We start from the raw sequence: 19786 nt of genomic DNA on the forward strand, positions 1-19786 counted from the left end.
TCGAACCGGCAAGGGCGGTAGTGATTCTCGGCATCTGGCGTTGCTGCGCTATCTCGGTGTTCGACTACTGCTGATTCCGGTGACCGCGTGGATCCTGGTGACTGCCGTATTCTTCCTGATGCGGGTCGTCGGCGACCCGATCAGCGCGGCGCTCGGTGGGCGGATGAATCAGCAACAGATCGAGGAGCGCAAGGAGGCGGCCGGGCTGAACCGGCCGATCCTGACGCAGTACTGGGACTACCTTTCCGGTCTTCTGCGTGGGGACCTCGGTCGCTCCCAGGACAACCGGGAGATCAGCGAGGTTGTCGTCACGTATGGTGCCGCCTCGCTGGAACTGGTGTTCTGGGCGCTGCTCGTCGCGTTCGCGATCGGCATCCCACTGGGCAGATACGCGGCAACCCATCGGGATTCGGCCACCGATATCGGGCTGCGGTTGCTGGCCATCCTGGCTTATGCGGCGCCGGTGTTCTTCGTCGGTCTGCTGCTGAAGCTGGTGTTCGCGGTCAAGCTGGGCTGGCTGCCGGTGGCAGGCCGGGCCAGCACCAATGTCGAACTACAGCTGCAGCACGTCTCGCCGAAGACCAACATCATGGTGATCGACGCGATCCTCTACGGCGATACCGGATATCTGATCGATGTGCTGAAACACGCGGTACTGCCTGCCATCGCGCTCGGGTTGCTGACCGCGGGCGTCTTCCTGCGGCTGGTGCGGATCAATCTGATCCAGACGTTGCGTGCGGACTATGTGGACGCCGCGCGGGCGCGTGGGCTGTCGCGGCGGGTGGTAACCGGTAGACATGCCTTCCGCAATGCGATGATTCCGATCGTCACGGTGATGGGCATGCAGATCGCCATGATGCTCGGCGCCTCGGTGCTCACCGAGACCACATTCGAGTGGAAGGGTCTCGGCTACCAGCTGGCTACCTATCTGTCGGCGCGTGACTTCATCGCCGTGCAGGGCATCGTCGCGTTCATCGCGCTCATCGTGGCAGTGATGAGTTTCGTGGTGGATGTGCTGGTGGCGCTGATCGATCCGAGGGTGAGGTTCTGATGACCGCTACCGAACTGCTGAAGGAACCGGCGCCGCAGCTGCCGCGCCGCGTCGTACCCGGCCTGCGGTTGTTCTCGATGACCGCGGGAGCGCAGCGCGCGACCCTGATCATCGGACTCGTCCTGGTCGGATGCTTCGTATTCGCCGCGATCTTCGCGCCGCTGATCGCACCGTACGGATTCGCCCAGAACAGCGCCGACGGTGTCGACTTCGTCCGCCAGCAGGCACCGTCGGCGGAGCACTGGTTCGGTACCTCGGTGCGCGGGGAGGATGTGTTCTCCAGGGTGATCTACGGTGCGCGCACCGCACTGTGGGTGATCGCGATCTCGCTGGTGCTCTCCTTGTTGATCGGGGTGCCACTCGGACTGCTGTCCGGCTATATCGGCCGGTGGCTGGATCGGGTGCTCGTCCTGTTCATGGACGCGATATACGCGTTTCCCACATTGCTGCTCGCGATCGTGGTGTCCATCGTGGTCGCGGGTGGGCGCTCGACCAGTTTCGGTGGCATGCTGTCGGCGGGGGTGGCGATCACGGCGGTGTTCGTGCCGCAGTACTTCCGGGTAGTGCGCAATGCGACCATCGCGGTGAAGCATGAACCGTATGTCGATGCCGCGCGGGTCACCGGCGCGTCGACCACGCGCATCCTCTTCCGGCATATCCTCGCCAATGTCACCCAGTCGCTGCCGGTGATCATCACGCTGAACGGGTCGGAAGCCATCCTCACCCTTGCCGGTCTCGGCTTTCTCGGTTTCGGCATCGAACCGACCCAGGCGGCCGAATGGGGATTCGACCTGAACAAGGCGTTGCCGGACGTATCGAACGGCATCTGGTGGACCGGTGTCTTCCCCGGTGTGGCCATCGTGCTCGTCGTGCTCGGGATGACCTTGGTCGGCGAGAGCCTCAATGAGGCGCTCAATCCGATTCTGCGTACCCGCCGCGCCGTTGCGGTGCTCAGCGGGGACAGCGCCGCCGATGCGCAACCCGATGCTGCGCCGACGGTCCGGGACGGCGCCGACGCAGGCGGGAAGGACACGAACAATGCCTGAGACAGCTGCGACCGACAAGAGACATCCCGCCCTGTCCATCGAATCGCTCTCGGTGACTTTCGCCACCGACGCGGGGGCGGTATGCGCGGTCACGGATGTGTCCTACGAGGTCTATCCCGGCGAGGTGCTGGCCATTGTCGGCGAGTCAGGTTCGGGTAAATCGGTGAGTTCACGTACGGCGATGGGGTTGCTACCGCAGACCGCTTCGGTGCGCGGACTGGTGACCCTCGGCGCCGAACCGATCACCGGGATGAGCGAGAAGCAGCTCACCGCACTGCGCGGTGGCGCGATCTCGATGGTGTTCCAGGAGCCTGGTCTGGCCTTGGACCCCTTGTTCACTGTCGGCTTCCAGATCTGTGAGGCACTGCGGGCGCACACCGACCTGAGCAAGAAAGCCGCCAAGGCGCGTGCGGTGGAGTTACTGCGCATGGTCGGGTTGCCAGATCCTGAGCATCGGGTGGATTACTATCCGCACCAGCTCTCCGGTGGGCAGAAACAACGCGTGGTCATCGCCATCGCCATCGCCTGCGAACCGAAGGTCATCATCGCCGATGAGCCGACTACGGCGTTGGATGTCACGGTGCAGGCCGAGATCCTGGCGCTGCTGCGCGATCTGCGTGACCGGATCGGCAGCGCGATCGTGCTGATCACGCACAATATGGGCGTGGTGGCCGATATCGCCGACCGCGTGGTGGTGATGCGCGAGGGAGCGGTGGTCGAGCAGGCTCCGGTGGACGAACTGTTCGCCAGTCCCACCGCGGAGTACACCCGTGCTTTGCTGGCCGCGGTGCCGCATCTCGGCACCGAACAGATCGCGCACGGCCGAGCGGATAGTGCGGACAGTAGCGCCGTGGCCACGAGTGATCCGGTGCTAGAGGTGCGTGATCTGGTGGTCGAGTTCCCCGGGCCGTTCGGCAGGCCGAGATTTCGCGCGGTAGACGAGGTGAGCCTGGGCATCGGGCCAGGCGAGACCCTCGGTCTGGTCGGTGAATCGGGTTCGGGCAAGTCGACCATCGGTCGTTGTGTCGCGGCGCTGCAACAGCCGACTTCTGGGTCGGTGCTGATCAAGGGGCAGGACATCGCGGGACTGTCGCAGCGGAAGCTGCGGCCGATCCGGCGACGCTTCGGGTTCGTGTTCCAGGATCCGGCTGCCTCGCTGAACCCGCGGCTCACTGTGGGTGAGTGCGTGGCGGAGCCGTTGCTCGTGCACAAGGCAGGCAGTGCGGCGCAGATCCGGGACAGGGTGCGCACGCTGCTCGACGATGTGCAGCTGCCGGCGGGTACCGAACACCGCTACCCGCATGAACTGTCCGGTGGGCAACGTCAGCGCGCCAGTTTGGCCCGCGCCCTTGTGCTCTCCCCGGACTTGCTGGTTGCCGATGAGCCGACCAGCGCACTTGATGTCTCCGTGCAGGCAGCGGTACTCGAGCTGTTCGGACAACTCCAACGTGAGTGTGGCTGGGCGTGCCTGTTCATCAGCCACGATCTCGCGGTGGTCGATCAGCTCGCCGACCGCATTGTGGTGCTGCGCAACGGGGCGGTAGTCGAGCAGGGCGATCGCGACCGGATCTTGCGCGCCCCGCGGGAGGAGTACACCCGGCGGCTGGTCGCGGCGGTACCGGTGCCCGACCCGGTGCGGCAGCGCCACCGGCGGGCACAGCTGGCCGAACTGTTCCACGGAGGCGAGGCGGACTGATATTCCGCCTTACGGCTCGTTCCCGCCTATTGTCAAGAGGGTGAGCCAATACCGGTGTGGGGTCGTTATCCCGCTCCGGTAGCGTGAGCAGGCATCTATCCGCCGATTCGGTTTGGAGCTTTCCCCGAAAATGACTGAACAGACCCCCACTGGTGGAGCCTCTTATGCCGAGGCAGGCGTAGATATCGAGGCAGGTGACCGCGCAGTCGAGTTGTTCGGGCCATTGGCGAAGAAAGCGACCAGGCCCGAGGTCCAAGGTGGTCTCGGCGGTTTCGCCGGGCTGTTCGCACTGAAGGGCGGTTATCGCGAACCACTGCTCGCGGCTTCCACCGACGGTGTCGGCACCAAGATCGCGGTGGCGCAGGCGATGGACAAGCACGACACCGTCGGTCTCGACCTGGTCGCGATGGTGGTGGACGACCTCGTGGTCTGTGGTGCGGAGCCGCTGTTCTTGCAGGACTACATCGCGATAGGCAAGGTTGTGCCGGAGAAGGTGGCCGAGCTCGTCTCCGGTATCGCCGAAGGCTGCGTGCGCGCGGGATGCGCGCTGCTCGGTGGTGAGACTGCGGAACACCCCGGTCTGATGGGCCCGGACGATTACGATCTGTCCGCGACCGGCGTCGGCGTTGTCGAGGCCGATGCCGTACTCGGACCGGAGCGAGTTCGTCCCGGCGATGTGGTGATCGCCATGGGTTCTTCGGGTCTGCACTCCAATGGCTACAGTCTGGCTCGCAAGGTGCTTCTCGATATCGACCATATGTCGCTCACCGGGCATGTCGAGGAATTCGGCCGCACCCTCGGTGAGGAATTGCTGGAACCGACCAGAATCTACGCCAAGGACTGCCTCGCGCTGATCGCCGAGACCGATGTGCGAACCTTCGCCCACGTCACCGGTGGCGGGTTGGCGGCCAACCTGGCCAGGGTGCTTCCGGCGGGGCTGGTTGCCGAACTGGATCGGGGCACCTGGAATCCGGCGCCGGTGTTCAAGCTGATCGCACAGCGTGGCCGAGTGGATCGTGCCGAAATGGAGAAGACGTTCAACATGGGGGTCGGTATGGTCGCCGTGGTCGCCCCGGAAGACGTGGATCGGGCACTGGCGGTGTTGACCGCGCGACATGTCGAGTGCTGGACGCTGGGTACGGTCAAGAAGGCCAAGGATGCCGATGCCGTACGCGCTGTGCTGATCGGCGAACATCCGCGGTTCTGAGCGCGGCGAGCCGCCGGAGGTCGCATCGGTCGAGCCGGAGGGCCTGCGGCCGAGCGGACACATCGAAGTCCCGCATCCACTGAGGATGCGGGACTTCGATGCTTCTATATGGCAAGCCTTGCGGCGCCGGTCCGGCAACCCGACAACGCCTGAAGGGGGAGGCCCGCCGACCTCCCCCTTCAGGCGTAATCCGAGTCAGCGGCGCCAGTCGTCGTAGTCGTCGTCCTCATCCCAGCGGGATAAGGAGTCGCCCGCGTCTTGCTCATCGGACAGCACACCACCACTCCGCTGGGAGTTGGGGCTTCCCGAAAGCTCGCGCTGAAGGCTCGCGAAGTCGGTCGTGGGCGAGCTGTACTTGAGCTCGCGTGCGACCTTGGTCTGCTTTGCCTTAGCCCGGCCACGGCCCATGGCTGACCCCCTCGCGTCACAGCGGGGCGGCCTGGGGTTTGGTGGCGGCCCCGTTCGAATTAATACTCTTCCTGACAGACACTTTAGCGTGTGTCCGGCCGTCTTGCTTCCAGGAGTGGGGGAAGAGCTGTCGAACCGGTACCGTTTGCCCGGCTGTCGCCGTGTGCGCGAATCGTTACACAACTCCGGGTATCGCGCGGATCACACCGACTTCGGCGCTGCCGCCGAGCACCGCGGGAGTGGCCAGCTCCGCATGTGTATCGGTCCAGTCGATCCCCATCTGCTGGAGAATGGCCAGCGTCAGGGGCATTCGGGCGCGATCGTGACCGTCGTCGATCCGGTAGGCGAAGGCCGATCCGTCCGGCAACGCACCCACATGCAGGCCATCCGCGCCGACCTTGCACACCAATCCTGGAGTCGCCCGCATGACGAGCAGATCGAGACTGTTCGTGCCGGAAATCACTCGCGGATGCGCGCGGATGGCATCGGCGACCCGCCGTTCGGGAGTGCCGGGCTCAGCTGTTGCCAGCATCGCGAACACCCTGGCCAGATTCGTCAGCGAGACCGGGATGATCGGAAGTCCGCAGCCGTCACGGCCGAGGTCGGATTCCGGCTCCCCGGTCAGCTCGGCCACGGTAGCGCTCACCGCCCGCTGCAGCGGATGGTCCTGGTCCAGATAACCCTCGGTCGGCCAGCTGTTTATCGCACAGGTCGCGAGCATCGCCGCATGCTTGCCCGAACAGTTCATGAAGATGGGCTGTCTGCCCGGTCCGCTGGTCAGCGCCACGGCACGAGCGTTGTCATCGATCGGCAGGTCGGGCGGACATTCGAGAGATTTCTCGGTGAATCCGAACCGGTCGAGCAGTCTGTGTACCAGGGCGAGATGCTCCGGCTCCCCGTAATGGGAGGCGGTGGCGATGGCCAGCTCCGCCGTATCGAGTGGTTCGAAGCCGTGCCGCAGCATGGTGATGGCCTGCATCGGCTTATTCGTCGAGCGGGGGAGAATCGGCCGATGCACCTCGCCGAGGGTGCGCACCTGCTTGCCCTCGATGTCGAGCACCACTACCGAGCCGCGGTGCACGCATTCGCGGAAGCCCGAGCGGATGACTTCCACCAATTCCACACTCACGAATGCGCTCCCTGGCTGTGCTTCGCGGCAGCGGGTGCCGCGGTACCCGCCGTGTTGGCGTGTCTGCGTGCGTGTCGTTCGATTTGTTTGCGCACGTCGTCGGAAACGCTCGGTTCCTCGGCGAGCAGGGTCTCCAGCAGGGCGAGATCCGTGCCGTTGAATACGTCGCGGACGGTGACGCCATGGCCTGGTACATGTACCACCGAGACCTGATCGCCTGCCCCGATCGTGCCTTCGGTGAGTACCCGCAGATAGGCGCCGGTGTCACTGCGCAACGTGAATCGCTTGACCCACTGCCGCTCGCCGCTCCAATGCTGGAACGTGGCGCACGGTACTCGCGGCGCGCTCACTTCCAACAGGGTGTCGCCGATTGCCCAGCGCGATCCGATCACAGCGTCGCTGATCGGGAGCCCGGCGATCCGAAGATTCTCGCCGAACCAGCCCGCGGGCAGTTCCCGGCCGAGTTCGGTACTCCACCGATGGGCGTCCTCTTCGGCGTACGCGTAGACGGCTTGATGTACCCCACCGTGGTCCTCCACATCGCAGACGTGATCGCCGTCCACCCCGAGGGCGCGCACCCCGACTCGGCCGGGTACCGGCCGCTTGTCGATGGCAGTGCGACCGATCCGTCCTGGTACTTCGAGGTCGGCGTGCACCACGCAGATGGCGAGGACCTCGCCGGAATCACCGGTGCGCATAGAAAGCGCTCCTCTCGTCAGCAGTGGGAACCCGGTTGGCGCGGGAACCCGTTGTCGGTGGGAAGCCTTGCGTCGGGTAGCGGTTGGTATCGATCGGCGTGGTGACCGGTTTCCGGTCAACGTTTGCCGTGCTCGCGCAGCCGTTCGACTGCGATCCGGCCTGCCTGCGGCGCATTGTCGGCGGGTACCGAATCGGGGTCTATGGCGGCTGCGGCCGAGCCAGCGGTCAACGCGGTATCCGCCGGAACCGTGCGCTTGATCAGGGCCAGCGCGATGGGACCGAGCTCGTAGTGATCGATGACGGTGCCGAGCCTGCCGACCACCCGGCCACCCACGGTGACATCGGTGCCGGTGGCCGGGCGCTCCTCCGCCGAGCCGTCCAGATGCAACAACATCAGCAGCCGTGGTGGTTTACCGAGGTTGTGTACCCGCGCGACCGTCTCTTGGCCGCGGTAACAGCCTTTGTCCAGATGGACGGCTCCCTGTTCGGCGACGCCGCCGATCCAGCGAGCTTCGTGCGGGATCGTCCGCTCGTCGGTGTCCAGCCCGATCCTGGGACGTACGGCCGCGACCCGTAGCGCTTCGAATGCCCACATTCCGGCGGGCGCGGCGCCGGCCGCGGTGAGCCGGGTCCACCAGTCGGTCAGCTGTTCGCGGGGGATGACCAGATCGAAGGAATCCGTCGTCGGCCATGGCATCCGGCGGAGGAACCCGCCGCCGGGCAGCGGTGTCGCCGCGTAGTCGCCGGGCAGGGTGGAGATGCCGAGCGTCCCGGTCAGCTCGGCAACCCGAGGGCCGAGCAGGCTCAGTATCGCGTAATCGGGGGCCGCTTCGGGCTCGGCCGCGGCCCAGAACACCATCTTCCGCAGGAAATCGAGCAGATCTTGGCCGCGCTCGGCCTCGGTATCGATCCAGACCGCACCGCCCAGTTCGGTGAGGACGAAGTGATGCAGTACCCGGCCGTTCACATCGAGGTCGAGGCTCTCCGCGGATTGCCCGTCGCCGAGCGCGGCGACATGCTGACTGGCGATGGTGTGCAACCAGGTGAGCCGCTCCGCACCGGTGATACGCAGGACGAATCGATGCGAGCGATCGACGATCGCGACGCGCTCGGCCGCCGCGCGTTGTTCACCGAACGGATCACCGTAGTGCCAGGCGACGGCGGCATCGGGGGAACCGGATGCTGCCGCGACGGCTCCCGGTGCGCTGAGGATAGGGCTGGGCGCAACGACCACGGACACCTTTCCCACTCTAGGCGTGCCCGTCCGGTGGTGCGGTAGGGCTCCCCGGCAACCTTGGGAAAGTCGCCATGACAACCTCGGGAAACTCGCCATGGCATAGGCATCGCCGGTACCGACCACCTACGCTCGACCCATGGTGGATCGAGTCTTGGTGACGCTTGATGGCGTGGTGCGAGACGCGGACGCGCCGTTGTTGTTCGCGGACGATATCGGCGTATTGCGTGGGGATGGGGTCTTCGAAACGGTGCTGGTGCGTGGGGGAATCGCGTATGCGCTCGAATTCCATCTAGGCAGACTGCGGCGTTCGGCGCAGGCACTGGATATGCCGGAGCCGGAGCTGGGGAAATGGCGTGTGGCGGTGGAGACCGCCGTGCGTGCATGGGGTGATGAGCGCGAAGGAATGATGCGGTTGGTGCTGACCCGCGGTCGCGACCGCGAACTGGCCGATACCCCCGACCGAGTGCGCAGTGGTGACCTCGCCGCCGCTGTGCCGGTGCCGACAGCTTTCGTACTGGTGGTCCCGGTACCCGAGCGCGCGGCGAAGGCACGTACCGAAGGTGTCTCCGTGATGACTCTGGCGCGTGGCATCTCGATCGATCTCGCGCAGGCAGCGCCCTGGCAGTTGCTCGGCGCCAAAACTCTGTCCTACGCCACCAACATGGCCGCCTTACGGTTCGCCGCGCGCATGGGCGTGGACGACGTGATCTTCACCAGCACCGAGAATCGGGTACTGGAGGGGCCGCGTTCCACTGTGGTGATCGCGCGCGATAAGCAGTTGATCACTCCACCCGCGAAGCACGGTGTGCTGCCTGGCGTCACGCAGCGCGCGCTGTTCGCCGAAGCCGGGAAAGCGGGCTGGGAGTGCCGCTACGACTCACTGTTCACCGCCGATCTGCTCACCTGTGACAGCATTTGGTTGCTGTCGAGCATTTCGCTGGCAGCGCGGGTGAATTCGCTGGACGGTTTGCGGATGTCCGCACCGGATAATGCCGAGGAGATCATCGAGCTGGTAGGGCGCGGCATCGAACGGACAGGCGCCATCGGCGATTGGTGACCCGCTCGCCGGTGCGTTCGACCGGTCCCCGGTGTCGTGTATTCCTCGGCGCAGAGGGTGATCTTCATCCTATTCACGCGCGTGCGTGATGGCGATGAGCACGGTGAATCCGATCTGATCCGACGCGGGAGCACCGAGATTAGGGACTTTAGTCCCATGGTCCCCTATCGCCCCCGGCGTAGGCTTACTACGGCATGTCGTAGTTGGGCAGGAGGTCGGTTTGAACGCCCTGGATATCTCCCGATGGCAGTTCGGGATCACGACGGTCTACCACTTCCTGTTGGTGCCGTTGACCATTGGTCTCGCGCCGCTGATCGCGGCGATGCAGACGGCCTGGGTGATCACCGGAAAAGAACATTGGCTGCGGCTGACCAAATTTTTCGGCAAGTTGTTCCTGATCAACTTCGCATTGGGCGTCGCGACCGGCATCGTGCAGGAGTTCCAGTTCGGTATGAACTGGAGCGAGTACTCACGCTTCGTCGGTGATGTGTTCGGCGCGCCGCTCGCGCTGGAAGGGCTGGTCGCTTTCTTCCTGGAATCGACCTTCCTCGGGCTGTGGATCTTCGGCTGGACCCGGCTGCCGAAACTCCTGCACCTCGCCACGATCTGGTTGGTCGCCATCGGCGTGAATGCCTCCGCGTACTTCATCATCGCCGCCAACTCGTTCATGCAGCATCCGGTCGGCGCCAGCTATAACCCGGAGACCGGCCGCGCGGAACTCGACAGCATCGTCGCGCTCCTCACCAACAACACGACACTGGCGGCCTTCCCGCACGTGGTCGCCGGATCTTTCCTCACAGCGGGCACGTTCGTCGCTGGTATCGCGGGCTGGTGGATGGTCCGCAATGCGCGCAGCGGCGACGAAGCGAAACTGGCCGAGGCGCGCGCCATGTGGCGGCCCGCCGCTCGAACCGGCATCTACGTGATGATCGTGTCATTGGCCGCGCTGGTCTACAGCGGAGACATCCAGGGCAAGCTGATGTTCGAACAGCAGCCGATGAAGATGGCTTCGGCGGAATCGCTGTGTCACACCGAGACCGATCCCGCTTTCTCTCTCCTGACCGTCGGTACGCACAACAACTGTGACGGCGTCACACATGTGCTCGAGGTGCCGTATGTGCTGTCCTGGCTGGCCGAGGGCTCGTTCAGCGGTGTGACGCTGGAAGGCGTTACCGATCTGCAGCAGGCCGCCACCGAGAAATACGGTCCAGGCGACTACCGGCCGAATCTGTTCGTCACCTACTGGTCGTTCCGGGCCATGATCGGCCTTGCGCTCGGCTCGGCACTGCTGGCGCTGGCCGGGCTGTGGCTCACCCGCCGCGGCCGGGTACCGGATCAGCGTTGGTTCTCCTGGCTGAGCCTGCTCGCCATTCCCACGCCGTTCCTGGCCAACAGCGCGGGCTGGGTGTTCACCGAAATGGGCCGACAGCCCTGGGTGGTGGTACCGAATCCGACCGGCGATCCGAACCTGCGTCTCACCGTGCAGCAGGGTGTCTCGGACCATTCACCCGGTGTGGTGCTGTTCTCGCTGATCGTCTTCACGCTGCTGTACGGCGCGCTCGCCGTGGTGTGGTTCTACCTGATCCGTAGATATGTGATCCACGGGCCGGACCCGGTCGCGCCCGCCGCGACCGAGCCGCGCGATACCGACGCGAACTCGGGCGGTCGTGGTGCCGGAGAACCCGCCGTCGAACAACTGTCGTTCGCCTACTAGGAGCAGCAACGATGAGTCTGCAAGAGTTCTGGTTTGTCCTGATCGGTGTGCTGTTCACCGGCTACTTCGTACTGGAGGGCTTCGATTTCGGGGTCGGTATGCTCATGCCGATCCTCGGTAAGGGCTCCGATGCGCGTAGGCGCGTTGCGCTCAATACGATCGGGCCGGTATGGGATGGCAACGAGGTCTGGCTGATCACCGCGGGTGGTGCGATGTTCGCGGCGTTCCCGGAGTGGTACGCCAGCCTGTTCTCCGGTTTCTATCTGGCGTTGTTGCTGCTGCTCGTGGCACTGATCCTGCGCATCTGCGCTATCGAGTACCGCGGCAAGATCGATGACCCACGTTGGCGAGCTCGCTGTGATATCGGCATCGGCATCGGCTCCTGGATTCCGGCGCTGGCCTGGGGCTGGGTATTCGCCAATGTGGTGCACGGTGTCCCGCTCGACGCGGATAAGCAATTCGCGGGGTCGATAGCAGATCTGTTCGGTCCTTACGCCCTGCTGGGCGGACTGGCGACCGGACTGCTGTTCGCGCTGCACGGCGCGATGTTCCTGGTGCTCAAGACCGGCGGTGAGATCCGCGACGATGCCAGGCGCACCGCCAGGCTGTTGCTGGCCCCCACCGTGGTGGTGGTCGGTGGATTCGGGCTGTGGACCCAGCTGGCCTACGGAACGGGGTGGACCTGGATTCCGCTGGCACTGGCTGTGGTCGGGTTCGTCGTGGCGAGCGGCGCCGACTTCGCCCGCCGCGACGGCTGGGCATTCACCGGTACCACGGTGACCGTGGCCGCGGCCACCGCGTTGCTGTTCGGGTCGCTGTTCCCGAACGTCCTGCCCTCGACGCTCGACGCGGCTTTCGACCTGACCATCCACAACGCCTCATCGACGCCCTACACCCTGCGGGTGATGAGCTGGGCCGCGGTGCTGGTGACCCCGGTCGTGCTGATGTACCAGGGGTGGACCTACTGGGTGTTCCGCAAGCGGATCACGGTGGAGCAGATCCCTGCTTCGGTGGGCCTGCCGCTGGAGACCTCGCGGGATCGCTGATATGGCTCGGCCGCCGATCGATCCACGCCTGTGGCGATATGCCCGTTCCGCGCGTAGTTATCTGGCGCTGAGTGTCGCGTTATCGCTGGTGATCACCGGTGCGATCGTACTGGCGGCGGTGCTGATCGGGCGGGTGCTCGCCGGCGTCGTCACCGATCCGGATCAGCGCACACTCGGTGCGTGGGCGGTGGAGCTGCTGGTCCTCGCGCTCACCATCGTGGTGCGGGTACTCGCCACCTGGCTGCAATCCCGGCTGGCCCATCGAGCGGGCGCGAAGGTGGTAGCGGAGCTGGAGAACGCGGTACTCGCGGCCGGCGCGCGGCAATCCCCGCGCGAGCTGGATATCCGCAGGACCGAGCTGGCCGTTGTGGTCGGCACCGGGTTGTCCGGACTGCGCGGCTATCTCGTCGGCTATGTGCCCGCTCTGCTGCTTGCGGTGCTGGTTCCACCGATCGTGCTCGCGGTCATCGCGGCGCATGATCCGACTTCCGGTGTGATCGTGGTGATCACACTGCCCCTCATCCCGATTTTCATGATCCTTATCGGGAAGCTGACCCAGGGGCGGGCCGAAGCCACGCTCGCGGCGACCACCCGGCTGTCGGATCAGATGCTCGACCTGTTCGCAGGCATGCCGACCCTGCGGGCGCTCGGTCGGGAGACCGGCGGCGCAGAGCCTGATGATCCAGCGCATTCGGTGCGTGCGGGGCAGAGCGATACCGGTTCGGGCCCGCTGAGCCATGCCGCGGGACCGCGCACCATGCGGTATCGGGTGCGTGATCTCGGTGACGCGCTACGGCAGCGCACCATGCGGGCACTGCGCATCGCCTTCTTGTCCTCGATGGTGCTGGAGTTGCTCGCGACATTGAGTGTGGCGTTGATCGCGGTCTCTATCGGTATGCGGCTGGTATTCGGTGAGATGAGCCTCTACGCGGGCCTGGTGGCCCTGGTGCTTGCCCCTGAGGTGTATTTGCCGCTCCGTATGGTCGGTGAGCGTTTCCATGCCGCTCAGGACGGTATGGCCGCAGCGGACAAGGCATTCGCGATTCTGGAAGCGGTGCCTGCGCAAGGGAGTGACCGGGCCGCGGCAACGCCCGAGCAGGTACCGGGTGATCAGGGAGCGGCGGAGAACGATATCCGGCGGCCGGACGGCGGATTGCTCGAAATCCGCGATCTTTCGGTGCGAACACGAGATGGGCTCGCACCAGCGGGATTGTCGGCGGTGTGCGCTCCCGGCTGTCTGACTGTGCTCACCGGTCCCAATGGAAGTGGGAAGTCGACAGCGGTGCAAGCGATTCTGGGTTTGCTCCCCCCTGATCGCGGCGCGGTTACCGTCGATGGAGTCGATGTGCGTGCGCTGCCCGCAGACCGGTGGTGGGCCCGTGTGGCGTGGCTTCCGCAGCGGCCGGTGCTGGTGCCGGGCACCCTGCGGGACAATCTCGAGTTGCTCGGCGCAGCGGCGGACCGGGGTGCGGGGGAGTGGTTCGGCGGCACGGATGATCTCGCCGAGGTATGCGCTGTCACCGGTTTCGATACCGTGCTCGACGAGCTGCCCGACCGGTGGAACACCGTGGTCGGACCCGGCGGTACCGGGTTGTCGCTCGGGCAGCGGCAGCGTCTCGCACTGACCAGGGTGCTGGCCGCGAGCCGCCCGATTCTGTTGCTGGACGAGCCGACCGCACATCTGGACGCCGAGGCCGAAGCCGCAGTGCTCCGCGCACTTCGGCGCCAGGCCGAGGCGGGCGCGACGGTCGTTGTCATCGGACATCGCCCTACGGTGCTGGCGGCGGCCGATCGGATTGTCCAGGTGCGCGCGGATCGGCTCGTGGAGGCCGGCCCATGAACAGGGCGGGTTCCGTCCTGGCTCAGTGGCCGCCGAGGTCGGCGGGCGGCACAAGGCGGATGATCGGGGCAGCGAGAACCGTGGTACGTAGGCCCGGTGCCGGGTGGGCGAGCCAGTGGTTCGTGGCAGCATGACTATCGTGAGCCGAGCCAAGGGTGAGCGCGCAGATGTGGATAGCGCGACCAGTGCGCCGCGTATCGCGCCCCGCGCACCCGGCATTGCGTCCCGCGCGCCTGGCGCTACTCCGCTCGGCGATCTGCGCCGGATGTGGGCATTGCTCGAGCTCTCCTTGCCACGGGTTCTGGTGGCGATCGCCTGGGGTGTGCTGGCACTCGGCAGCGGGCTCGGGCTCGCGGCGCTGGCCGCGTGGCTGATCGCGAGGGCCTGGCAGATGCCGCCGGTACTCGACCTGACCATCGCCGTAGTTACGGTGCGCGCGCTGGGTATTTCGCGCGGATTGTGCCGGTACTTGGAACGGCTGGAGACCCATGATGTCGCGCTACGTGCCATGACGGCAGCACGTACGACCGTCTATCGCACGCTGGCCCGCTCGGATTTCTGGCTGCGCAGGCCGGAGCCGGCGGGTATCGATAGCCGCCGAGCGATGGGGTCGGTGCAGGCCGCCGTGGGTTCCGCTGCACCGCGACGGGGTGATCTGCTGGTCCGGATCGGCAGCGATATCGATGATCTCGGTGCCGTAGTGGTACGGGTCTTCGTGCCGGTCGCGGTCGCTGTCGTCCTCTCCGTCGCGGCGGTGACCCTGCTGGCCGTACTCTCGGTGGCAGCCGCCGCGATCCTGGCCGCCGCATTGTTACTGTCCGGGATCATCGCGCCGTGGTTGTCGGCGAAGGCGGCGGCCGAGGCCGAACGCGCGGTGCGCGCCGACCGAGCCGAGTTCACCGCGCAGGGGCTCACCATTCTCGACCACGCGCCCGAATTACGCGTCGCGGGCAGGCTGGATGCCGCCCTCGCCGCCGCGGCGGCCGCCTCGCGCCGGGCGGGCGCGGCAGAAGATACCGCGGCGTCCCGTAGCGCGTGGGCGGCCGCGGCGCTGCCGCTGTCGATCGGCGTCAGTGTGTTCGGTGCGCTGCTGATCGGCATCACGCTGTACGGTGCCGACGGGGCGCCAGTGGGCACGATGACTCCCATGGCGCTCTGTGTGCTGGTATTGCTTCCCCTCTCGGCTTTCGAAGCGGTCGGTTCGTTGCCCGCGGCGGCACAGGCATTGACGACCGCGCGCGCGGCCCTGCACCGGCTGACCGACCTGGAAAGTGATCCGACCGCAGGCGTCGCGACCACACGGCCCGCTGTGTGGACCGAGCAGGCCGATGCGGCTTGCGCCACCGATCCGCGTATTCCGGCGCTACCGCAAGGACGGCGGATCGCCGTGGTCGGCCCGAGCGGCGCGGGTAAGACGACACTGCTGATGACCTGGGCCGGATTATTCGACACACCGCGCCCCGGCATTACTTTCTTCGCCGAGGATGCCCACCTGTTCAGCACATCGGTACTGGAGAATCTGCGGGTCGCCCGCGGTGACCTCACCGAGAAAGAAGCCGATGACGCCTTGCGAACAGTCGGTCTCGGTCCTTGGCTGGACGGGTTGCCCAAGGGGGTGCACACCGATCTGACCGCAGGGGCGGCGGCGGTGTCGGGCGGCCAGCGTCGGCGGCTGCTGCTGGCCCGCGCGCTGGTGTCACGGGCGCGGGTGCTGCTGCTCGACGAGCCCACTGAGCATCTGGAGGCCGAGGCAGGTACGCAGCTGCTGCGTGAGCTGCTCGACGTCGAGAGCGGACTCGTCGAACCGGATCGTGTCGTCGTGGTGGTCACCCATCAACTGCCACCGGATCATCGTGCCGATGTGGTGCTACGGGTCGCGGCATCAGGCCAGGTGCCCGGCGATTTCATGGCAGGCGGCACCGCTCCGGAAGCGCCGCTCGCGCTTTAACGATAAATTCCGTTGCCGACTTACCGGTACGTCGCTAGATTCGGTCGTACACGAGGAAGGAGGTGGTTCGAAGAATGGATATTCATAGGACACGTGAGGTGGCTGTCCGCTAGCGCCACCGCTGCAGGTGATTACGCTCGCGCGAGCGCTGAGCGAATACCAGGCAGTCACCCGGCCCCCGAGCCCCGGTCCGTCCGACCGGACCTGTGTGATTTTCCCTATCACCCCGGTATGGCTCGGGGGCTGTTCTGTGCTGTGCCGCCTCTCCGGGGCTTCAGGCCGTACCAGTTGGGGCGGCTGCGTTCAGGTCTTGCGTGGGAGCGTGGCTCAGATCAGTTCGAATGCCGATCGGATGGCGGCGGTGAGGTCGGGCTCAGCGTCGGCATGGAGGTAGCCGAGCAGTCGGCCGATGGCATCGGTCGGCACGGTCACGATGTTGTCGCAGGAAATCACGCTGTCGTGTTCGAGGCCATTACGGGGGCCGACCCGTACCTCGGTGGACAGCCCTCGGATTGTGCTGGTGATCGGGGCGACGGTCACCCGCGTGAGGTAGGGCCGTACAGCGTCGCGGGTGAGTACCAGGACAGGCTTGGTCTTGTCCAGCTGCGCGAGGTGGATCGCCCTCACGCGAGATCGTCCATAGGCGTGTCCGCGTTGTAGGTGGCGAGTGCGTTCATATCGTCATCGACTGGTGTGGCGGCGAGTATCTCGGCGTCGCGCTCAGCGGCCCGGCGCAGCCGATCGCGTTCCAGGGCTTGTTCGATGACGGCGGCGCGGCTAGGGGCCGCGCCATCCGAAATTATGCGGTCGAGATAGCTCACCGTGGAGTCGGTGAGCCGAACGGATATCTGAGTGCTCATCCCATAATGGAACCCGTTTTGGGATTCGCTGAATCGGTGAAGTTCGGCAGCTCATCGTGCGGACGCGGCCGGGGCCGGTGGGATAGCCGGGTCAGCCGATGTAGCGCTGGAGCCGGGCGGAGAGGCGGGGTTCCAGGGGGCCATCGGCGACGACGCGTTCTTCGACGTAGGCCAGGTCGCCACCGGCGACGATGCCGTAGAGACGTTTGGCGCCGCCGACGACGATGCCGGACTGGCTGCGGATCACCACATCGGTGGCCAGCTCCCAGGACGACTGCGTCAAGGCTTGTCCGTAGAACAGTTCGACGATGCCGCCACTGTGCGTGAGCAACAGCTCGATGACCTCGTCGTCGCCGTCGATGCCGACCCGCCAGAAGCCGCTCTCGCGCAGATCGGGGCCCGCGTAGCTCCCGTCCGGATCGATGATCCACGACCTGGATTCCCAGGCCAGGTAGTCCCCACCGTCATGGGAGACGACGATCTGCTGGCCGAACCGGTAGTCGCCGCGTTCGGGATCGTTGCCCTCTCCTTCGCCGCGCCACACACCGACCAGTGGTAGCAATGCGAGCATGGCGGCGCTCAGATCCGGCCCGAGCCGCAGATTGGCGGTGTCTTCGGGGAGCGGAAGATCCGGTAGGACCGGGATATTGCGGGCACCGGTGGATTTCGCTCGTTCAGCGGCATCCGCGACGGCCTGATCGCCGCTGTGGTGCGCGGCGTCGGTAGCGGCGGTGTCGTTCAGTTGTTCGCTCGCTCGCTCGGCCGGATCGGAACCTTCGCTCGCGAGTTCGCTCATGATTCGGTGAACAACCGGTAGAAGACGTACATCCCGAACCAGCCGATCAGCACGGCGGCGATCACCAGCAGAATCTCGAAGAATAAGACCACATTCGGAGTCTAGCGACACCGTGTCGCGGTATGTGAACGGCCCCGGCCACTTCCACAGAGGGGAAGTGACCGGGGCCGTCCGGCGCGGAGCGCGGTGGCTGTTCGGTGCTACTTGGCGACCGTGACGTCGACCGCGTGGATACCTGCGCCCTCGGGACGCACTTCGGCGGAGCCGTTGCCCGTCGAGGACAGCGCGCGAACGGTCCACGGGCCGGGAGCCGCGAAGAACCGGAAGTCACCGGTGCCGGAGGCGACGACCTCGGCGGTGAAATCTCCCTTACCGTCGAGCAGGCGTACGAACGCGCCGCCCACCGGCTGGCCGTCGGTGCTCAGGACACGACCGGTGATGACCGTCTCCTTCTCCACATCGACCCCAGCCGGAATGGCCTGACCCTGGGTAGGTGCTGCACACATAGTGATTATTCTCCCAACTCGATCGGTGCGCCGACGAGGGAGCCGTACTCGGTCCAGCTCCCGTCGTAGTTCTTGACATTCTGGTGGCCGAGCAGTTCTTGCAGCACGAACCAGGTGTGCGAGGAACGCTCACCGATCCGGCAGTACGCGATGGTCTCCTTGGCGTCGTCCAGACCCGCGGCCCGGTAGATCTCGGTGAGATCGGCGTCGGACTTGAAGGTGCCGTCCTCGTTCGCGGCCTTGCTCCACGGGACGTTGATGGCGCTCGGGATGTGGCCGGGGCGCTGGCTCTGCTCCTGCGGCAGATGCGCGGGCGCCAGGATCTTTCCGGTGAACTCGTCCGGCGAACGCACATCGATCAGGTTCTTGGTACCGATAGCCGCGATGACCTCGTCACGGAAGGCGCGGATCGACAGGTCCGGCGCGGCGGCCTTGTACTGGGTGGCGGGCCGGTGCACCGCTTCGGCGGACAGTGGGCGGCCGTCCAGCTCCCACTTCTTGCGTCCACCGTCGAGCAGCTTGACGTTGTTGTGGCCGTACAGCTTGAAGTACCAGTAGGCGTACGCGGCGAACCAGTTGTTGTTGCCGCCGTACAGGATGACCTCGTCGTCGTTCGAGATACCACGCGCGGAGAGCAGATCGGAGAACTGCTCCTGGTTCACGAAGTCCCGGCGAACCGGATCCTGTAGGTCCTTCTTCCAGTCGAGCCGGACGGCGCCCTCGATGTGGCCACCGTCGTAGGCGGAGGTGTCCTCGTCGACCTCGACGAAGACCACGCCGGGGGCGTTGAGGTTCTCTTCGGCCCAGTCGACGGAGACCAGGACATCGGAGCGAGCCATTGTTTTCCTTTCCGAGATGTTATGCGATAGCGGTGTTGTGCTGTGGTGTGTGGCGATCAGTTCGATGCCGGGGTCATGTTCCGGTGCAGCTGAGCGACCAATGGGTAGACCTGACAGCCGAGACAGATCCCGAACGCCGCGTTCAAGAACGCCACGAACAGGGCCGTGCCTGCGAGTGCGGCGCCTGTGACCGGGGAGCCGAGCGCGAAGCCGAGCAGACTGGCCGCCGCGAAGGCGAAGCCGATCAGCTGTGCGAATCGCAGCGGGGCTACCGGCTCGGTCTCCTCGGTCGGGGCGCGATGGGGTGCGACGAACTCGGCATAGATCCGGCCGTATGGGTGACGGCGTGGGCCATAGCCTGCGCCGACCGCGAAAACGACGGCTTGCAGGGCGATCAGCACGGCTGCGATAAGCGGCGAGAGCGCAGTGGCGATCAGCACCATGGCGAGGACTGCAGCGGTGACCCACGCGGCGAACCGTGGCCCGCGAACGTCGACGTGATCTGCGGGGACGGGAGTTCGGCGGGAAGCGTTATGCGATTCGATGGACATTGTGCGTACTCCTGCGCTGAAGATGCATAATTGCTGGAGAATTGCCATTTGCCGAGGTGTGGTGATCACGCACACGACATACGGCGGTCGGCGTCAGGGAATCCGCGGAAGCCGACCGATCAGCGGCACAGGCAGCAACAACCACCGAGCCGACAC

19 protein-coding genes are annotated in these 19786 nt (G+C 65.8%); 9 read left to right on the plus strand and 10 right to left on the minus strand.

Going from position 1 to position 19786, the window contains the following annotated elements; all coding sequences use genetic code 11:
- Nucleotides 1-40 precede the first annotated feature (40 nt).
- The 4 genes from ACL02S_RS07070 (at nucleotide 41) to purM (ending at nucleotide 5000) form a co-directional block, all read left to right on the plus strand.
- On the plus strand, nucleotides 41-1051 hold the full coding sequence (locus tag ACL02S_RS07070) for an ABC transporter permease (protein WP_503129049.1): 1011 nt from the start codon (nucleotides 41-43) through the stop codon (nucleotides 1049-1051).
- Nucleotides 1051-2097: an ABC transporter permease gene (locus ACL02S_RS07075; RefSeq protein WP_412801485.1), complete on the plus strand. Its 1047-nt coding sequence runs from the start codon at nucleotides 1051-1053 to the stop codon at nucleotides 2095-2097. Before ACL02S_RS07070 ends, ACL02S_RS07075 begins: the two co-directional genes overlap by 1 nt.
- Entirely contained in the window at nucleotides 2090-3793 is a 1704-nt protein-coding gene (locus ACL02S_RS07080; protein ID WP_412801486.1) for an ABC transporter ATP-binding protein, read from the plus strand. The genes ACL02S_RS07075 and ACL02S_RS07080 overlap by 8 nt, the downstream gene beginning before the upstream one ends.
- A gap of 130 nt (nucleotides 3794-3923) precedes the next feature.
- Entirely contained in the window at nucleotides 3924-5000 is a 1077-nt protein-coding gene (gene purM / locus ACL02S_RS07085; RefSeq protein WP_412801487.1) for a phosphoribosylformylglycinamidine cyclo-ligase, read from the plus strand.
- 195 nt (nucleotides 5001-5195) lie between these two features.
- Here the strand turns inward: purM and ACL02S_RS07090 are convergent, their stop codons facing one another.
- The 4 genes from ACL02S_RS07090 to ygfZ form a co-directional block, all read right to left on the minus strand.
- Nucleotides 5196-5408 carry a DUF3073 domain-containing protein gene (locus tag ACL02S_RS07090; protein WP_412801488.1) on the minus strand — a complete coding sequence of 71 codons (213 nt, stop codon included), beginning with the start codon at nucleotides 5406-5408 and terminating at the stop codon, nucleotides 5196-5198.
- Between the two features lie 175 nt (nucleotides 5409-5583).
- Nucleotides 5584-6537 carry an asparaginase gene (locus ACL02S_RS07095; protein WP_412801489.1) on the minus strand — a complete coding sequence of 318 codons (954 nt, stop codon included), beginning with the start codon at nucleotides 6535-6537 and terminating at the stop codon, nucleotides 5584-5586.
- Nucleotides 6534-7235 (minus strand): MOSC domain-containing protein, encoded by a 702-nt coding sequence (locus ACL02S_RS07100; RefSeq protein WP_412801490.1) that lies wholly within the window; start codon nucleotides 7233-7235, stop codon nucleotides 6534-6536. The genes ACL02S_RS07095 and ACL02S_RS07100 overlap by 4 nt, the downstream gene beginning before the upstream one ends.
- A 116-nt stretch (nucleotides 7236-7351) precedes the next feature.
- Nucleotides 7352-8476: a CAF17-like 4Fe-4S cluster assembly/insertion protein YgfZ gene (gene ygfZ, locus ACL02S_RS07105; RefSeq protein ID WP_412801491.1), complete on the minus strand. Its 1125-nt coding sequence runs from the start codon at nucleotides 8474-8476 to the stop codon at nucleotides 7352-7354.
- A gap of 133 nt (nucleotides 8477-8609) precedes the next feature.
- On the opposite strand from ygfZ, the gene ACL02S_RS07110 reads away from it, so the two are divergent.
- The 5 genes from ACL02S_RS07110 to cydC all read left to right on the plus strand — a co-directional run bounded on the left by ACL02S_RS07110 (nucleotide 8610) and on the right by cydC (nucleotide 16078).
- Nucleotides 8610-9530: an aminodeoxychorismate lyase gene (locus ACL02S_RS07110; RefSeq protein ID WP_412801492.1), complete on the plus strand. Its 921-nt coding sequence runs from the start codon at nucleotides 8610-8612 to the stop codon at nucleotides 9528-9530.
- Nucleotides 9531-9750: 220 nt separating this feature from the next.
- Nucleotides 9751-11244, plus strand: a complete 1494-nt coding sequence (locus tag ACL02S_RS07115) for a cytochrome ubiquinol oxidase subunit I (protein WP_412801493.1) — start codon at nucleotides 9751-9753, stop codon at nucleotides 11242-11244.
- Between the two features lie 11 nt (nucleotides 11245-11255).
- Nucleotides 11256-12290 (plus strand): cytochrome d ubiquinol oxidase subunit II, encoded by a 1035-nt coding sequence (cydB, locus tag ACL02S_RS07120; RefSeq protein ID WP_412801494.1) that lies wholly within the window; start codon nucleotides 11256-11258, stop codon nucleotides 12288-12290.
- Nucleotide 12291: 1 nt separating this feature from the next.
- The gene (locus ACL02S_RS07125; RefSeq protein ID WP_412801495.1) at nucleotides 12292-14130 is read left to right on the plus strand and encodes an ABC transporter ATP-binding protein/permease; all 1839 of its coding nucleotides are present in this window, start codon (nucleotides 12292-12294) and stop codon (nucleotides 14128-14130) included.
- Between the two features lie 265 nt (nucleotides 14131-14395).
- Entirely contained in the window at nucleotides 14396-16078 is a 1683-nt protein-coding gene (gene cydC / locus ACL02S_RS07130) for a thiol reductant ABC exporter subunit CydC (protein ID WP_412801641.1), read from the plus strand.
- 327 nt (nucleotides 16079-16405) lie between these two features.
- Here cydC and ACL02S_RS07135 read toward each other — a convergent pair whose 3' ends face one another.
- From ACL02S_RS07135 to ACL02S_RS07160, 6 genes are all read right to left on the minus strand, one after another.
- Nucleotides 16406-16705 carry a type II toxin-antitoxin system PemK/MazF family toxin gene (locus ACL02S_RS07135; RefSeq protein WP_412801496.1) on the minus strand — a complete coding sequence of 100 codons (300 nt, stop codon included), beginning with the start codon at nucleotides 16703-16705 and terminating at the stop codon, nucleotides 16406-16408.
- Complete coding sequence (locus tag ACL02S_RS07140; protein ID WP_412801497.1) at nucleotides 16702-16938, minus strand: ribbon-helix-helix domain-containing protein; 237 nt, start codon at nucleotides 16936-16938, stop codon at nucleotides 16702-16704. The genes ACL02S_RS07135 and ACL02S_RS07140 overlap by 4 nt, the downstream gene beginning before the upstream one ends.
- Nucleotides 16939-17029: 91 nt before the next feature.
- On the minus strand, nucleotides 17030-17734 hold the full coding sequence (locus ACL02S_RS07145; RefSeq protein WP_412801498.1) for a heme-binding beta-barrel domain-containing protein: 705 nt from the start codon (nucleotides 17732-17734) through the stop codon (nucleotides 17030-17032).
- 200 nt (nucleotides 17735-17934) lie between these two features.
- Nucleotides 17935-18240 carry a DUF1416 domain-containing protein gene (locus tag ACL02S_RS07150; protein WP_412801499.1) on the minus strand — a complete coding sequence of 102 codons (306 nt, stop codon included), beginning with the start codon at nucleotides 18238-18240 and terminating at the stop codon, nucleotides 17935-17937.
- A 5-nt stretch (nucleotides 18241-18245) separates the two neighbouring features.
- On the minus strand, nucleotides 18246-19079 hold the full coding sequence (locus ACL02S_RS07155; RefSeq protein WP_412801500.1) for a sulfurtransferase: 834 nt from the start codon (nucleotides 19077-19079) through the stop codon (nucleotides 18246-18248).
- Between the two features lie 56 nt (nucleotides 19080-19135).
- Nucleotides 19136-19630: a DUF4395 domain-containing protein gene (locus tag ACL02S_RS07160; protein WP_412801501.1), complete on the minus strand. Its 495-nt coding sequence runs from the start codon at nucleotides 19628-19630 to the stop codon at nucleotides 19136-19138.
- Between the last annotated feature and the right edge of the window lie 156 nt (nucleotides 19631-19786).

The sequence above is a fragment of the Nocardia spongicola genome, assembly GCF_047200775.1.
Lineage (GTDB): Bacteria > Actinomycetota > Actinomycetes > Mycobacteriales > Mycobacteriaceae > Nocardia.

Coding starts and splice junctions, on each gene's coding strand:
- ACL02S_RS07140 (WP_412801497.1), bottom strand. CDS start 16,938: ATGAGCACTCAGATATCCGTTCGGCTCACCGACTCCACGGTGAGCTAT.
- ACL02S_RS07160 (WP_412801501.1), bottom strand. CDS start 19,630: ATGTCCATCGAATCGCATAACGCTTCCCGCCGAACTCCCGTCCCCGCA.
- ACL02S_RS07150 (WP_412801499.1), bottom strand. CDS start 18,240: ATGTGTGCAGCACCTACCCAGGGTCAGGCCATTCCGGCTGGGGTCGAT.
- purM (WP_412801487.1), top strand. CDS start 3,924: ATGACTGAACAGACCCCCACTGGTGGAGCCTCTTATGCCGAGGCAGGC.
- ACL02S_RS07125 (WP_412801495.1), top strand. CDS start 12,292: ATGGCTCGGCCGCCGATCGATCCACGCCTGTGGCGATATGCCCGTTCC.
- ACL02S_RS07155 (WP_412801500.1), bottom strand. CDS start 19,079: ATGGCTCGCTCCGATGTCCTGGTCTCCGTCGACTGGGCCGAAGAGAAC.
- ACL02S_RS07110 (WP_412801492.1), top strand. CDS start 8,610: ATGGTGGATCGAGTCTTGGTGACGCTTGATGGCGTGGTGCGAGACGCG.
- ACL02S_RS07075 (WP_412801485.1), top strand. CDS start 1,051: ATGACCGCTACCGAACTGCTGAAGGAACCGGCGCCGCAGCTGCCGCGC.
- cydC (WP_412801641.1), top strand. CDS start 14,396: ATGTGGGCATTGCTCGAGCTCTCCTTGCCACGGGTTCTGGTGGCGATC.
- ACL02S_RS07080 (WP_412801486.1), top strand. CDS start 2,090: ATGCCTGAGACAGCTGCGACCGACAAGAGACATCCCGCCCTGTCCATC.
- ACL02S_RS07145 (WP_412801498.1), bottom strand. CDS start 17,734: ATGAGCGAACTCGCGAGCGAAGGTTCCGATCCGGCCGAGCGAGCGAGC.
- ACL02S_RS07100 (WP_412801490.1), bottom strand. CDS start 7,235: ATGCGCACCGGTGATTCCGGCGAGGTCCTCGCCATCTGCGTGGTGCAC.
- ACL02S_RS07090 (WP_412801488.1), bottom strand. CDS start 5,408: ATGGGCCGTGGCCGGGCTAAGGCAAAGCAGACCAAGGTCGCACGCGAG.
- cydB (WP_412801494.1), top strand. CDS start 11,256: ATGAGTCTGCAAGAGTTCTGGTTTGTCCTGATCGGTGTGCTGTTCACC.